Origin of the sequence: Paenibacillus sp. FSL R5-0407 (assembly GCF_038009185.1) — a bacterium.
Classification (GTDB): domain Bacteria; phylum Bacillota; class Bacilli; order Paenibacillales; family Paenibacillaceae; genus Fontibacillus; species Fontibacillus vini.
Window position 1 is genome coordinate 2,327,338 of sequence record NZ_JBBPAX010000001.1, and the last position, 14,619, is coordinate 2,341,956.

A 14,619-nucleotide genomic window follows, 5' to 3' on the forward strand; every position below is an offset into this window, starting at 1 on the left:
TACCCCGCTGTTTCTATGATTTTTTTATGAATTATTTATGAACTATGTTCCAAACAGACTTAAATTAATAAGCATTGCTCAGCAAGTAAAATAAATAACCATGGAAATTTTCCATGGTTATATCTTAGTTTACCCATTTTTCTTATGTTATAAAATCGCTCTTTAAACAAGCTCTACTTGATTCACTACAGGCGTGACCACTTCGAGTTCACCCAAACCGCGAATTAATTTCTTAGCAAAATATTTCTCCGGTTGTAAGACGGTCACCAGGTAATCGATCGCCAATTGCGGGTCTACAGTTTCTCCGCAAGTGTAACAATCAATCGCAGCAAAACCTCTCTCAGGATACGTATGAATCGAGAGATGGCTCTCCGACAGCAAAACAAGCACCGTGGCACCTTGTGGTTCAAACTGTCTGGCTTGCACCGACATCACCGTGGCTCCGCAAGCTTCGGCTGCTTCCACCATATGAGCTTGCAGCAGATCCGCGTTGTTCAGAACCTCAAAATCGACTCCCCAAGTATCAACAGCAACGTGTCTTCCGAAAGTTGAATATTCCATCTTCCGGTTCCCCCTTCCTAGGAATAAAATGTTTGAAAAAATTTCATCCGCTAGGACCTACGTCATTCACTTCCCGAGGGAAATATCTCTCGCAACATCTCCATGTCCTGAGTGAATCCTGGTTCCTATATTCTTTTCAACGAGATTAAAAATAACATCTATCGGGGACAAATGCAACACTTTTTTGGCCCCAGGTAAATATTATTCTTCTTCCTTCCGGATTGTGCGTAAACACGCTGTTTTTCAGACTTTCGGCATGAAAAAACCCGCCGAAAAGTGGACTCTGTTCGACGGGCCTGAATTGTTATTCAATTGTGTGATTGGCGTTATGCTTCCAAGGCGAATAATCGGCGGGTATGTCCGCGAAGCTCGTCGTCAATCCGGTTCACGGCATCGGGGTCATTAGCGATAATGCGTTTGTCGAGCAGGGTATTGATGCTGCCGTGAATGTATTCAATCTCCCGTTCCACATCATTATTCCGATAGATCCTTTGCAATTCCCCTAAACTATCCTTTAACTCAAACACCAATTTGTACGAATCCTTGGAGTACTCCACGATTTTGCGGACCCGGCCATCCTGATAATAATACATCATCATGAATCCGTTATAAATTCTCGTAACCATTCCGGAGCCCTTGAAAGCGGCGAACAAAAGTCTCATGACATTTGTTAAATGGGGTTTTTCCAAGCGGAAAGACAATTCACAGACATAATAACCGTCCCTGCGGTCAAAAGGCAGATGGACTTCTTCCCCGCCGTCATCCTCCAGCACCACCTCTTGACTGCCGTTCTCCAGCACCTTCACTCGCTGGCGGACATGAGGATCATACACTTTGTGAATAAACTGCGACATCTGGACTTCCGACAAACGCAAACTGGCATTAACATACTCTGTGGCTAACCGCTGAGCCATAAAAATCTCCTCAATTCTTTTAATCCTTTTAAATAATTATACACTACTCATTAAATCATTTGCTCAGCGGTTAAAACGTGAAATCCTGCCATTTTTCAGAAAAAACCGGATTAATCCGTTTTTAGCTGTAAAAATCCCCTTGCATGCTCACTTTCCTGCCGATCATTCTTCAAATCCCTTCTCGATCCATCGATTCAGGCTATTTCCTCCTGTTTATTCCAATGTCTCGTCCAGGCTATCCGGGAAAGCAAACGAGGAAATCGCGGACCAAAGTTCATCCCGACCCATGCCTTCCTCGGACGAAAACATAATGATTTGATCACCTGCACGCAGGACCAGCGCCTCCCTGATGACTTTCAAATGCTTTTGCCACCGGGATTTTGGAATTTTATCGGCTTTTGTAGCGACTACGCATACAGGAAGATCATAGTGCTTTAGCCAATCGTACATCAATTCGTCGTCCTTTGAAGGCGGATGCCGTAAATCGATCACGAGCAGGACAAGCCGAAGCGTCTCGCGCTCCAGCAAGTACTTCTCGATCATCTTGCCCCATACCTCGCGCTGTGTTTTGGATACCTTGGCATAGCCGTACCCCGGAAAATCGACAAAGTAGACCTCATCATTAATGCGGTAATAGTTCAAATGCTGGGTTTTCCCGGGGGTCGAGCTTGTCCGGGCCAAATTTTTGCGGTTGATCATGCGGTTGATCAGTGAGGATTTCCCCACGTTGGAACGCCCTGCCAGAGCAACTTCCGGCAAGGCGTCCTCAGGATATTGACTGGGTCCAACCGCACTGATCACAAACTCTGCGTTGGTTATTTTCATCGTTACGATCCTCTCTATTGCAGTCCGGATTGTTCCACAAGCGCATGCTCCAGCACCTGATCCATATGGGATACCGGTACAAAAACCACGTCTTCCTTCACACTGTCCGGAATGTCGCGCAAATCGCGCTCATTGTCTTTCGGCAGCAGTATTTTTTTGTAGCCCGCCCGGTGAGCGGCGAGCGATTTCTCCTTCAATCCGCCGATCGGCAGCACCCGGCCGCGTAACGTAATTTCGCCGGTCATCGCAATGTCCTTCGATACATGCCGGCCCGTCAATGCCGAGATGAGGGCCGTCGCAATCGTAATGCCGGCCGATGGGCCGTCCTTCGGAATTGCGCCTTCGGGGATATGAATATGGATGTCATTCTTTTCGTAAAAGTCCGTAGATATGCCAAGCTCCGACGCCTTGGAGCGCGTATAGCTGAACGCCGCCTGCGCGGATTCCTTCATGACATCTCCGAGCTTCCCGGTCAAAATCAGCTTGCCGCTGCCCGGAACGACGGTGACCTCGATCACCAGCGTTTCTCCGCCGACCTCGGTCCAGGCCAGCCCGGTTACCGTACCGATCTGATCTTCCAGTTCGGCTATGCCGTAGCGGAATTTCGGTACTCCCAAATAATCCTTGATATCTTCGGGACCGATCTCTATCCGCTCCAAACCTTCGGAGACAACCTTCTTCGCAGCCTTACGGCAAAGCGCGGCGACCTGCTGCTCCAGATTCCGCACCCCGGATTCACGGGTGTATTCCCGGATCGTTCGCAGAAGGGCATCCTCGCCGATTACTAGCTGTTCCGACTCCAACCCATGCTCCCGTTTTTGCTTCGGAAGCAGATAACGGGTTGCGATTTGCAGCTTCTCCAGCTCCGTGTAACCCGGGATATAAAGCATCTCCATCCGGTCGAGCAATGGACGCGGAATGTTATGCACCGCATTGGCGGTCGTAACGAACATGACGTTCGACAAATCAAACGGCACTTCAATAAAGTGATCGCTGAACGTGTTGTTCTGTTCGGGATCGAGCACTTCAAGCAAGGCCGACGAAGGGTCGCCGCGGAAATCGGAGGCCATCTTGTCGATCTCATCCAGCAGGAAGACCGGATTCAAGGTGCCCGCCGTCTTCATTCCCTGAATAATGCGGCCCGGCATCGCACCGACATAGGTGCGGCGGTGTCCGCGAATTTCGGCCTCATCCCTTACACCGCCCAGGGAAATCCGGACGAATTCCCGGCCCAGCGAACGGGCGATGGAACGAGCCAGCGAGGTTTTACCTACCCCCGGAGGACCAACCAGGCAAAGAATCGGACCCTTCAGCTTCTTGACCAGCTTCTGAACGGCCAAATACTCAAGAACGCGTTCCTTAGGCTTATCAAGTCCGTAGTGGTCTTCATTCAACACCTGCTCGGCTTTAGCCAGATCGAGGTCATCCTCGGTCTTATTGTCCCAAGGCAGGCTGAGCAACCAATCCACATAGTTCCGGATGACGCCGCCCTCGGCGGAACTTGCCGGCATTTTCTCCAGCCGGTCAATTTCCTTTTGCGTCTTCTCGCGCACTTTCTCAGGCAGATTCTTTTCTTCGAGCTGGGCCCGAAGCTCCTCTACCTCGCCGGCGCGCCCTTCCTTCTCGCCAAGCTCCTTCTGGATCGCCTTCATCTGTTCGCGAAGGTAATATTCCTTCTGCGTCTTCTCCATCTGCTTCTTGACGCGCTGGCTGATTTTCCGCTCAAGCTCAAGCACTTCACGCTCATTATTCAAAATATCAAGCAGCTTCTCAAGCCGCATTCTGACATCAATCGTCTCCAGAATCTCCTGCTTATCCTTGATCTTGAGAGATAAATGACTGGTGATCACATCCGCCAGCCGGCCTGCCTCTTCGATGTCCGATACCGCAGCAAGCGTCTCCGGAGTCACTTTCTTGGATAAATTGATATAATGTTCGAATTGGGTAAGCACCGTGCGCATCAGAGCATCCACTTCCGGATCGAGAGAATCTTCCTCCGGCCGCTCCTCCGCGATTACCTCGTAATAATCTTCATTGACCAAATATTCCACGATTTCGGCGCGCTCCATGCCTTCCACCAGCACTCGAATCGTGCCGTTCGGAAGCTTTAGCATCTGCCGGACCTTCGCTACGGTACCGATACGAAAAATATCTTCCTGGGTCGGCTCTTCAATGTTCACTTCGGATTGAGAACAGAGGAGAATCAGATTGTCATCGACCATCGCCTTTTCCAGCGCCTTCACAGACTTTTCCCGGCCTACGTCTAAATGCAGCACCATACTAGGGTAGACGAGAAGGCCGCGCAAGGGCAGCAAAGGAAAACGACGGCCTTTGGATTTATGGGCTCCCATCGCTTTCGCACCTCCAAACGTTCTCGTTAGATATCATTCCTATTTTAGCAAATGTTACATGAAAACACCAATGAAGAGCGGCTGCTCAAGTGGCAGCCGCCCAAGTAAAACACGACGTTACATCACTCCGCCCGATGGGGGAGATTCCGCATGGAGGAAGGAAGCCGGAGCCGGAGCGGGCGCAAACAGCTCTCCGCCTGCGATTAATCCAAAGTCCTTCTCCGCTTCTTCTCCAAATACGTGCAGGAACACTTCTCCCACGGATTCGACCGGAATGACCCGCAGTCCTTCCAGCCCTTCGAATAGGCTTTGCCAATTATCCTTCGGAATCAGCACCGTCGTGGCTCCAGCCTGAAAGGCAGCTTCCACTTTGGCGACAACCCCGCCGACCGGCTTCACTTTGCCATGGATTCCTATTTCTCCGGTCATTGCGACGCGGTGATCGACCGGAATCCGTTTGATCGCCGAGGCGATTGCCGTCGCAATGGCCAGCCCGGCGGACGGTCCGTCGATCGGCGTCCCTCCGGGAAAGTTGATATGGATGTCATACCCTGACGGGTCGAGTCCGATTCGCTTCAAAACGGTCAGCACATTTTCAACAGAGCCTTTGGCCATGCTCTTGCGCCGCAGCGTGCGGCTGCCGCCGCCGATTTCTTCCTCATCGACCACGCCGGTGATGTTGTAGATTCCTTTTCCTTTCTCTACTGGGACCGCCGTAGCCTCGATCTCAAGCAGCGTCCCCATATTGGCGCCGTACACCGCCAGCCCGTTCACTACCCCGATTTCAGGCTGTGTCGGAATTTTACGGTCCGGACGCGGAGTCAGCTGACTGCTGGTCGCTACCCATTCGAGATCGGCTGCAAGCAGATGATCCCGTTTTTCCGTCAGTGCAAGACCGGCAGCCAATTGAACCATATTGACCGCTTCGCGGCCATTCGTCGCATATTTCTTAATGACGTCAACGGCTTCCGGACAAGGCTGAAATCCGATCCGCTTCACGGCATCTTCCGCAATTTGGGAGATTTCCTCCGGCAGCAGCGGCCTAAAGTAGATCTCCATGCAGCGCGAACGAAGCGCGGGCGGAATTTCCTGCGGCGACCGGGTTGTTGCACCGACTAATCTGAAATCCGCAGGCAGCCCGTTCTGGAAAATATCATGAATATACGCCGGTGTGCCGGTATCTTCCGAATTGTAATAGGCGCTTTCCAAGTACACTTTACGGTCTTCCAGCACCTTCAGCAGCTTATTCATCTGAATGGAATGCAGTTCACCGATTTCATCAATGAACAAAATCCCGCCATGAGCCTTTGTAACGGCCCCTGGCTTCGGCTGCGGGATCCCCGCCACGCCCATGGCCCCGGCTCCCTGATAAATCGGGTCATGCACGGACCCGATAAGCGGATCCGCAATGCCGCGCTCATCAAACCTGGCGATCGTAGCATCGATCTCCATGAACTTCGCCTCGGCTTTAAACGGAGAAGCCGGGTTCTTCTTGGCTTCTTCCATGACTACCCTGGCCGCGGCGGTTTTACCGACCCCAGGGGGGCCGTAAATGATTACATGCTGCGGATTGGCACTGCAGAGTGCGGCCTTTAACGCGCGAAGCCCGTCCTTTTGACCAACGATATCGGTCAATGAAGCGGGACGTGTTCGCTCCGCAAGCGGCTTGGTAAGCGATATCGCCCTCAGCTTGCGCAGTTTCTCCATTTCCTTGCGCGATTCTCGGTCTACCGCCGTACGGTTCCCTTTTTGGCTGCGCAGTTGATTCCAGAAATACATCCCGATCACTACGCCAAAAAATAATTGAACGGACATCAGAATAACACTCAATTCCATTGTCACAGAGCCTCCCCACTTTAACTGATACTTGGTAGTATAGCCTTTTCGCTCCATCATAAAACGGGGAGTTTGAAAGTGAACGGGGTATGTCACAAATTTTCTGCTTCGTTGAGTCCGTCGCCTACCCTAAGAAACCATCGCCCTTGCCATAAATACAAAAAAACTGCAGGCCGTATATAGAATACAGCCTGCAGTTCCATTTCACGCATAATAATATGCGAATCCATCCATTTTAGTTACTCGGTACCGCCCGATGCTCTTTGCGGCCGGGAATCTCTCCCGTCGCTTCGTAAACCTCGACGATATGATCGATTTCCTTTTTCAGCTCGGAGAGCAAATCCGCTTCCGGTACTTTACGGATCATTTCTCCGTAACGGAACAGAAGGCCTTCTCCCCGTGCACCCGCGATACCGATGTCGGCTTCGCGAGCCTCGCCGGGACCATTTACGGCGCAGCCCAGCACCGACACTTTAATCGGCACCTTCAGATTCGAGATATATTCTTCCACCTCGTTGGCGATAGAGAACAAATCGATATCAAGACGCCCGCAAGTAGGACAGGAAACCAGGGTAGCCGCATTCGTAATCAGTCCGAATGTCTTTAACAGCTCGCGAGCTACCTTCACTTCCTCCACCGGATCCGCACTGAGCGAAATGCGCAGCGTAGAACCGATCCCCATGGACAGCAGCGCTCCGATTCCGGCTGCGCTCTTAACAGTACCGGAGAACAGCGTACCGGCTTCCGTAATCCCGAGGTGCAGCGGATATGGAATGACCTCAGCAGCCTTGCTGTAAGCGGCGATGGCCATCGGCACATCCGAAGCCTTCAGCGAGACGATGATGTCATGGAAATCCAATTCCTCCAAAATACCGATATGGAAAAGAGCGCTCTCCACCATCGCTTCAGGAGTCGGATAACCGTATTTCTCCAACAGGTGATTCTCTAGAGAACCTGCATTAACGCCGATTCGGATCGGAATCCCGCGCTCCTTGCAAGCTTTTACTACAGCTTCAACCTTTTCACGGCGACCGATGTTACCCGGATTGATCCGGACCTTGTCGATGCCGTTCTCAATGGCCATCAAAGCCAATTTATAGTTAAAATGAATATCGGCGACGAGCGGAATGTGGATCTGCTTCTTGATCTCTTTGATTGCCGCCGCCGCTTCCTCATTATTTACCGTCACACGTACCACCTGGCAGCCGGCTTCCTCTAAACGGAGAATTTCCGCCACCGTAGCGGCGACATCCGCCGTTTTGGTCGTACACATACTCTGGATGATCACTTCATTACTTCCGCCGATCGTCAGATTCCCGACCTTGACCGGCCGCGTATCTTGTCTCAGGAACATTTCAGGTCTCCCCCATAACGCCAAAGCTCCACCCCTGCATAAAGAGGTCGAAAAAAGAACCTCTTTATTGCAAAGATGGAGATTTCGGCATTTATTTTGTCGCGGTTCGGCTAAGCCTTACGCGCTCTCTTCTTGTTTCTTGTCTTTTTTGTCCTCTAGCTCAGGCACCGTTTTCTCTTGAACGACCTTTTCGGTAATAACGCAATCCGTAATGTCGTCGCGGGAAGGCACCTCATACATCACATCCAGCATAATGCCTTCGATGATGGCCCGAAGTCCGCGGGCGCCGGTGTTACGTTTGATCGCTTCGCGAGCGATCGCTTCCAACGCTTTCGGTTCGAACTGGAGATTCACGTTGTCCAGCTCAAGAAGCTTCTGATACTGCTTCACCAAAGCATTCTTCGGTTCGGCCAGAATGCGGACCAAAGTCTTCTCGTCCAAAGGCTCCAATGTCGAGATGACCGGCAAACGACCCACGAATTCGGGAATCAAACCGAATTTCAGCAAGTCTTCCGGCAATACCATCGACAAGTATTCGCCTGGTTTTAAATCCTTTTGTCCATCGCTGACGGCGTTAAAGCCGATCACCTTTTTACCGATCCGGCGTTTGATCATCTGCTCCAGGCCGTCAAAGGCACCGCCACAAATAAACAAAATGTTCGTCGTATCGATTTGAATAAATTCCTGGTGAGGGTGCTTGCGTCCGCCTTGCGGAGGAACGGAAGCAACTGTACCTTCCAGAATCTTCAGGAGAGCCTGTTGTACGCCTTCCCCGGAAACGTCGCGGGTGATGGATGGATTCTCCGACTTGCGCGCCACTTTATCGATTTCATCGATATAAATAATGCCGCGTTCCGCCTTCTCCACATCATAATCGGCAGCTTGAATCAGCTTCAGCAGGATGTTCTCTACGTCTTCACCGACATAACCGGCTTCCGTAAGGGAAGTCGCATCGGCAATCGCAAACGGCACATTCAAAATTTTAGCCATCGTCTGCGCTAACAGCGTCTTACCGGAACCCGTAGGTCCAAGCAAGAGAATGTTACTCTTTTGCAGCTCGACGTCTTCAATTTTGCTTTGCGTATTTACGCGCTTGTAATGGTTGTAAACGGCAACGGAAAGAGACTTTTTGGCCTGTTCCTGCCCGATTACGTATTGATCCAGAATGTCGCGGATTTCCTTCGGCTTCGGAATCTCTTTCAGATCGAGCTCCTCTTCATGGCCGAGTTCCTCCTCCACGATTTCCGTGCACAATTCGATACATTCGTCGCATATATAAACGCCCGGTCCGGCAACGAGTTTCCGGACTTGTTCCTGCGATTTGCCGCAGAACGAGCATTTCAACTGTCCTTTTTCGTCGTTGAACTTAAACATGTAAACACCCCTTTAAGATTTAATGGGCTTGTTGATGACCTGGTCGATGATCCCGTAGGCCTTAGCCTCTTCCGCGCTCATAAAGAAATCGCGATCCGTATCGCGCTGAATTTTTTCAAGGGGTTGACCCGTCCGGTCCACATAGATCTGATTCAGCTTCTCCCGTGTCTTGATAATCCAATCGGCATGAATTTTGATATCCGCCGCCTGACCTTGAATTCCTCCGAGCGGCTGATGAATCATCACTTCGCTGTTTGGAAGCGCGTAACGCTTGCCGGGAGCGCCTGCCGTAAGCAAAAGCGAACCCATGCTGGCAGCCATACCCATGCAGATGGTCGACACATCAGGTTTGATATATTGCATCGTATCATATATACCCATCCCGGCAGTAACAGAACCACCTGGAGAGTTAATGTACAGATGAATGTCTTTTTCCGGATCTTCCGCGGCCAAAAACAACAATTGGGCAATCACGAGATTGGCTACGTCATCGTCAATCGCGTTGCTGAGAAAAATAATGCGATCCTTGAGCAGTCTCGAATATATATCGTAAGACCGTTCTCCCCGGTTAGTTTGTTCTACGACCATAGGTACCAGACTCATGTGACCAACCTCTTTTCTTTTTTGAATTTTCTTATGCCCAAACATATTTTATCACGTTCAAAGGCGCATGTCATTTTTCACACATTACAGTTTATGTCCTTGGGAATACAATATGTAACCGGAGGTTTGTCCGGATAACCACTTGGAAATAATTGTATGTCGAAAAGTGAAAAATTAAGGCACGCATTTTATATATACGTGCCTTAACATTTGCTTGTGTTATTACTCCGCGAGTTGCTCGAGCACGGAATGACAATTTTTCTACGTCTTACTTATCTTCAGCTGCAGTTTCTTCCTCTGCTTTTGGCTCGGCTTTAGCTGCTGCTTTTTTTGTTGTTTTCTTGGCTGGTTTTTCGGATTCTTCCGATTTCTCAGCTTTTTCTGCTGGAACTTCTTTCGCGTTCTCGATCAGGAATTGAATCGTTTTGCGAAGAAGCACATCCTCATTCAAGCTGCCCAGGGAACCGTTAGCGGCAAGAATGTTACGGATTTCTTCAGGGCTGCGTTTGTAAGCATCGGCCATATCCTGAAGCTCTTTGTTGATTTCTTCTTCCGTAGCTTCGATCTTCTCGGCTTTGGCGATTTGCTCCAGAACCAGGTTGTTGCGTACGCGTTTCTCGGCATCGTTCGTCATCTGACCTTGCAGGTCTTCAATCGTTTGGCCGGAGAAACCAAGGAACATATCCAGGTTCATGCCTTGAGCACGAAGACGGTTGTCGAAATCGCGAACCATGTTTTGAACTTCGCTATCGATCATGGCTTGCGGAATTTCAACTTCTGCGTTTTCGCCGATTTTGTCGACGAGTACGCGCTCGCGTTCTGCTTCGCCTTCTTTTTCCTTACGGGATTGCAATTGTTTCTTCAGGTCTTCTTTATACTCGTCCAAAGTGTCGAATTCACTAACATCTTTAGCAAACTCATCGTCCAGTTCAGGAAGCTGTTTGCGCTTGATTTCGTGAACTTTTACTTTAAATACCGCTTCTTTACCTGCCAATTCTTCAGCATGGTAAGTTTCCGGGAAAGTAACGGTTACGTCCTTGAAGTCGCCTGTTGCAAGACCCACAACTTGCTCTTCAAACCCAGGAATGAAAGTGTTGCTGCCAAGTTCGAGCGAGTAACGCTCAGCTTTGCCGCCTTCAAATGGAACGCCGTCTACGGAACCGTCGAAGTCAATTACGACAGTATCTCCGTTTTGTGCAGCTTCTTCGTCGATGACAACGAGTTCAGCATGACGCTCTTGCATACGAGTAAGCTCTTCGCTCAGTTCTTCTTCGCTGACTTCAACGTCAGTTGCAGGAACTTCGATTCCTTTGTAATCGCCAAGCTTCACTTCAGGTTTAACAGTTACTTTGGCTTTAAATTTGAAAGCTTGTCCTTTAGCGAATTGTTCTACGTCCACTTCCGGGCGGTCTACCGGGAAAATATCAGTTTGATCAACCGCTTCAGTATAAACTTCAGGAAGCAAAATATCGATGGCGTCTTGGTACAAGCTTTCCACGCCGAAGCGGGACTCAAAAATAGCCCGAGGTACTTTACCCTTACGGAATCCAGGTACGTTTACTTTCTTTACTACTTTTTGAAAAGCTTTATCCAGTGCAGCGGTAACACGTTCCGCTTCCACTTCGACCTCGAGTACGCCGAGGTTCTTCTCTATTTTTTCCCAAGTTGCTTTCATTTTATGCCTTCCCCTCCAAATTTCACTATACTTAAAATACTGAAACCGAATCGCGCGATAAAGCAGCTACCTTGGTTTCAGTATAGCTGTCTTAGTCCACGTTCAGAATAACCACTACATTATAAACAACAATACAGCTTTTTACAAGGCCCGTTCCATGGCATCCCAGCCGCATTATAGGATATTTTTCAAAAAAACAGTTTAACCGTTGGCGCCAGCCGCCACGAATTGACGCATGGAGCGGTACGCCTGTTCGTAACGAAGACGCAGGCTGTCCGTAATTCCATATAGACTGCGCAGCTCCTCATCACCGATTCCGCCGGGCAGGCTGTCGGCCACCGTTTGATGCAGCGCCGCCGCCCAGATGTCGATCATGGCTTCCTCTTCGACCAGCAGCGATTTGTAATCCATCGTTCCATAGATTGCCATTACAAATTGAGTCCACAGCTCCTGTGCAAAATAAAACAGAGTCGGATCATGCACCTGCGTCTGGTCCCCAACCCGCTCCAAAACAGTCTGAACCGGCTGCGGAAATTCTTCCGGCCTGATCGGCACCGTTTCAATCTCGATCTCTACATGCTCGCCGGAACGAAAAAACCGTATCAAGCCTTGAGTCCCCCTGCGTCGCAGCGTTTGCAGAACCCGGTACTGCAGCAGAGGATGCAATTCTGTGCTTTGCAGCCAGCCGATGAGCGCCTCGTCAACTTCCGGCTTGTCCAGATAGGACAATTGCTCCAAGGCCAGAAACGTGTGCTCGGACATCGGTTTCTCCATAACCGTATGAAGAAGCTTGTCGGCGTAATTTACATCTTCCGCAAGCTTTGCTTCAACGTGCTGCCTGGCCATGGATTCCTCGCCTTCTTCATCGTCCTCGTAACCGCCGGATTCACTCCCCTGCAGCATGGGAAAAGCATCGGTCAGCCAGTCCAGCAAAGCCTGCCATTCTTCGTAAAGCCTCGGGTCCTGTCCCTGGCATTGCAGCAAAAATTGAAGGAGCTCCGAAGCTTCAGAATAACGCTCCGTCTCCAGCATCCTAGTTAGCTCTATTTGATAAAAATCCAAAGTTTTTGGAAATAAAACAACGTTGTTGTCATTCTCGCTCTGATGATTACCGCTAATAATGGGGCCTCCCTTCGTCCGGTCTAATTCATTTGAGATTATAGCATAGAGAATATAGAAGACAAAAATCATCCTTCAATTGTACTTCTCCGTCCAAGATAGCAATTAACCTATTGCATATACTATCTGACTGTGATAATATATTTTTTGCTTCTGTTTTTTGTTTTATATGTCATGTCCCAGTAGCTCAGCTGGATAGAGCAACGGCCTTCTAAGCCGTCGGTCGGGGGTTCGAATCCCTCCTGGGACGTAGTCAAGAGCCGGTTCATTGCGAACCGGCTTTTTTCGTCCCTGGGGATGAGAACCCCTACAGGGGTTCGTCGGAGCGAGGCTATTCGCGCTTAGCCGGAGGCGCCGAGCGGAGTTTCGCGCTGGGGCGCGAGTATCCCTCCTGGGACGTAAAGTTAAAGCTCTCCTTCGGGAGAGCTTTTTGCGTTCCAGGAGGGTGAGAACCCCTACAGGGGTTCGTCGGAGCGAGGCTATCCGCGCTTAGCCGGAGGGGCCGAGCGGAGGCTCGCGCAGGGCCGGATCGCTCTATTGGATATTTCCAATAAAAATGGCTACAATCGGCCGATTTTCCTCAGTTAATTGGAATTATCCAATGACAAGCTCAGATTAAATATATAAACTGCGGTTCTCCGCAGAATTCATTGGAAATACTCTTAGGCCCCCTAATAAAACTGGAGTCCTCCTACCCAAAAAATTTATACTAGAAGTAAGGGAGAGGATCCAGTATGGGGAAAAAGCGGAAAGAAGAAATCAAAATTCAAATCGTTAAAGAAGCATTGTCTGGAATTAAGGTGGGGGTGTTGGCCCGCATGTATGATTTGCATCCTGAAACCATTCGTTTGTGGGTTAAAGAGTATCGTGATTCAATTCCAACAGAAGAAATCCCTGCAACAGATGAGCATTTGCAAGAACTACGGCGACTGCAAGATGTTGAGCAACGCTATGAAAAGGCGGTTAAAGTGCTCGGGGAGAAGGAACTCGAAATAGAGATACTTCGTGAATTATTAAAAAAGCAGAACCCCGCTTATCCGAAAAATTCGAAATAGCAGAGCAATTTATTAAGCGGGGAGAAGCAGCAGCAGTCGTTCTGCGGATCATGGGACTCTCGGAATCCACCTATTACGATCGTAAAAAGCGGATGAGTGACCCGGAAAGACGTTCCAGAGCAAGACATAGTGGACGTCCAGCGCCCGGATACTCATATACTTTTAACGGAGAACAAGTAAGTGACGACCAAATTAACAGTTGGCTTCTTGAGCTTATTGAGGGTGAGGAGCATGTTTATGGCTACAAATTTCTTGGACATTGCATCCGTGACCGATATAACGTAAGGCTGAATAAAAAGAAATCCCATCGCTTATGCAAGGAACTAGGGATCCTACAAAAAGCACGCCAACGTAAGCCGGCCCATCCACGGAGATTACCGAAAAATCGGGTGGTCACAGGATCGAATCAATTGTGGCAAATGGATATTAAGTATGGTTATGTAATCGGACGCGAACGGTTCTTTTTTGTACTTAGCATTATTGATGTATTTGATCGTGTCGTGGTTGGTCAATATAGAGGTCCTGTGTGTGAGGCAAAACATGCCGTGCAGACGCTTTGTCATGCATTGCAGAAGCGCATACAGCCAGGAGAACCCATGCCTGTAATTCGCACAGATAACGGGCCGCAATTTGTAAGTAAATTATTTGGGGATATGTGCGAGAGTCTGGAACTCATTCATGAAAGAATACCGCCACGCACACCAAACATGAATGCTTACATTGAATCCTTCCACAGTGTACTTGAGCGACATTTATTCAGTCTAAGAGACTTCATGACTTTTGAGGAAGCTTACGAGGCTTTAGATGGTTACATGGACTTTTACAACAACAGAAAAATGCATGGCAGTTTAAAAAGAATGCCTCCTGCGGTATTTTCTGTTTGGGTTAAAACGCAGGAGGATACGTCTGAATTTCATAAAGCGATGTAATTGTTTGAAATAGTGAGCTATTA

The 14,619-nt window shown here is 49.3% G+C and carries 12 protein-coding genes and 1 tRNA gene; 3 read left to right on the forward strand and 10 right to left on the reverse strand.

From position 1 onward, the window contains the following. Positions 1-162: 162 nt before the first annotated feature. The 10 genes from speD to NYE70_RS11105 form a co-directional block, all read right to left on the reverse strand. A complete protein-coding gene (speD, locus tag NYE70_RS11060; RefSeq protein ID WP_211023266.1) occupies positions 163-561 on the reverse strand; it encodes an adenosylmethionine decarboxylase in 399 nt (132 codons plus the stop codon). A gap of 326 nt (positions 562-887) precedes the next feature. Next, positions 888-1,475, reverse strand: a complete 588-nt coding sequence (locus NYE70_RS11065) for a non-ribosomal peptide synthetase module (protein ID WP_213656103.1) — start codon at positions 1,473-1,475, stop codon at positions 888-890. A 213-nt stretch (positions 1,476-1,688) separates the two neighbouring features. Continuing rightward, positions 1,689-2,300 carry a ribosome biogenesis GTP-binding protein YihA/YsxC gene (gene yihA / locus NYE70_RS11070; RefSeq protein WP_211023270.1) on the reverse strand — a complete coding sequence of 204 codons (612 nt, stop codon included), beginning with the start codon at positions 2,298-2,300 and terminating at the stop codon, positions 1,689-1,691. 14 nt (positions 2,301-2,314) lie between these two features. Beyond that, complete coding sequence (lon, locus tag NYE70_RS11075; protein WP_341045980.1) at positions 2,315-4,651, reverse strand: endopeptidase La; 2,337 nt, start codon at positions 4,649-4,651, stop codon at positions 2,315-2,317. A 117-nt stretch (positions 4,652-4,768) separates the two neighbouring features. Beyond that, the gene (gene lonB, locus NYE70_RS11080; protein WP_213656105.1) at positions 4,769-6,487 is read right to left on the reverse strand and encodes an ATP-dependent protease LonB; all 1,719 of its coding nucleotides are present in this window, start codon (positions 6,485-6,487) and stop codon (positions 4,769-4,771) included. A gap of 235 nt (positions 6,488-6,722) precedes the next feature. Continuing rightward, positions 6,723-7,841: a flavodoxin-dependent (E)-4-hydroxy-3-methylbut-2-enyl-diphosphate synthase gene (ispG, locus tag NYE70_RS11085; RefSeq protein WP_341045981.1), complete on the reverse strand. Its 1,119-nt coding sequence runs from the start codon at positions 7,839-7,841 to the stop codon at positions 6,723-6,725. A gap of 117 nt (positions 7,842-7,958) precedes the next feature. Continuing rightward, positions 7,959-9,215: an ATP-dependent protease ATP-binding subunit ClpX gene (clpX, locus tag NYE70_RS11090; protein WP_211023279.1), complete on the reverse strand. Its 1,257-nt coding sequence runs from the start codon at positions 9,213-9,215 to the stop codon at positions 7,959-7,961. Between the two features lie 12 nt (positions 9,216-9,227). Beyond that, a complete protein-coding gene (gene clpP, locus NYE70_RS11095) occupies positions 9,228-9,818 on the reverse strand; it encodes an ATP-dependent Clp endopeptidase proteolytic subunit ClpP (RefSeq protein WP_211023281.1) in 591 nt (196 codons plus the stop codon). A gap of 268 nt (positions 9,819-10,086) precedes the next feature. Next, positions 10,087-11,493, reverse strand: coding sequence for a trigger factor (tig, locus tag NYE70_RS11100; RefSeq protein ID WP_211023283.1), 1,407 nt, complete (start codon positions 11,491-11,493; stop codon positions 10,087-10,089). Between the two features lie 201 nt (positions 11,494-11,694). Next, positions 11,695-12,525 carry a hypothetical protein gene (locus NYE70_RS11105; protein ID WP_290408479.1) on the reverse strand — a complete coding sequence of 277 codons (831 nt, stop codon included), beginning with the start codon at positions 12,523-12,525 and terminating at the stop codon, positions 11,695-11,697. Positions 12,526-12,788: 263 nt separating this feature from the next. Here NYE70_RS11105 and NYE70_RS11110 point away from each other — a divergent pair. From NYE70_RS11110 to NYE70_RS11120, 3 genes are all read left to right on the forward strand, one after another. Beyond that, positions 12,789-12,862, forward strand: a tRNA-Arg gene (locus tag NYE70_RS11110). A 484-nt stretch (positions 12,863-13,346) separates the two neighbouring features. Further along, positions 13,347-13,667 carry a transposase gene (locus NYE70_RS11115; RefSeq protein WP_211020868.1) on the forward strand — a complete coding sequence of 107 codons (321 nt, stop codon included), beginning with the start codon at positions 13,347-13,349 and terminating at the stop codon, positions 13,665-13,667. An 11-nt stretch (positions 13,668-13,678) separates the two neighbouring features. Then, complete coding sequence (locus NYE70_RS11120) at positions 13,679-14,596, forward strand: IS3 family transposase (protein WP_280520412.1); 918 nt, start codon at positions 13,679-13,681, stop codon at positions 14,594-14,596. The last annotated feature ends 23 nt before the right edge of the window (positions 14,597-14,619 follow it).

Excerpts from the sequence above, each read along its gene's own strand:
- tig (WP_211023283.1), bottom strand. The coding sequence starts at position 11,493 with ATGAAAGCAACTTGGGAAAAAATAGAGAAGAACCTCGGCGTACTCGAG.
- NYE70_RS11065 (WP_213656103.1), bottom strand. The coding sequence starts at position 1,475 with ATGGCTCAGCGGTTAGCCACAGAGTATGTTAATGCCAGTTTGCGTTTG.
- clpP (WP_211023281.1), bottom strand. The coding sequence starts at position 9,818 with ATGAGTCTGGTACCTATGGTCGTAGAACAAACTAACCGGGGAGAACGG.
- speD (WP_211023266.1), bottom strand. The coding sequence starts at position 561 with ATGGAATATTCAACTTTCGGAAGACACGTTGCTGTTGATACTTGGGGA.
- clpX (WP_211023279.1), bottom strand. The coding sequence starts at position 9,215 with ATGTTTAAGTTCAACGACGAAAAAGGACAGTTGAAATGCTCGTTCTGC.
- NYE70_RS11115 (WP_211020868.1), top strand. The coding sequence starts at position 13,347 with ATGGGGAAAAAGCGGAAAGAAGAAATCAAAATTCAAATCGTTAAAGAA.
- lonB (WP_213656105.1), bottom strand. The coding sequence starts at position 6,487 with ATGGAATTGAGTGTTATTCTGATGTCCGTTCAATTATTTTTTGGCGTA.
- yihA (WP_211023270.1), bottom strand. The coding sequence starts at position 2,300 with ATGAAAATAACCAACGCAGAGTTTGTGATCAGTGCGGTTGGACCCAGT.
- NYE70_RS11105 (WP_290408479.1), bottom strand. The coding sequence starts at position 12,525 with ATGCTGGAGACGGAGCGTTATTCTGAAGCTTCGGAGCTCCTTCAATTT.
- ispG (WP_341045981.1), bottom strand. The coding sequence starts at position 7,841 with ATGTTCCTGAGACAAGATACGCGGCCGGTCAAGGTCGGGAATCTGACG.
- lon (WP_341045980.1), bottom strand. The coding sequence starts at position 4,651 with ATGGGAGCCCATAAATCCAAAGGCCGTCGTTTTCCTTTGCTGCCCTTG.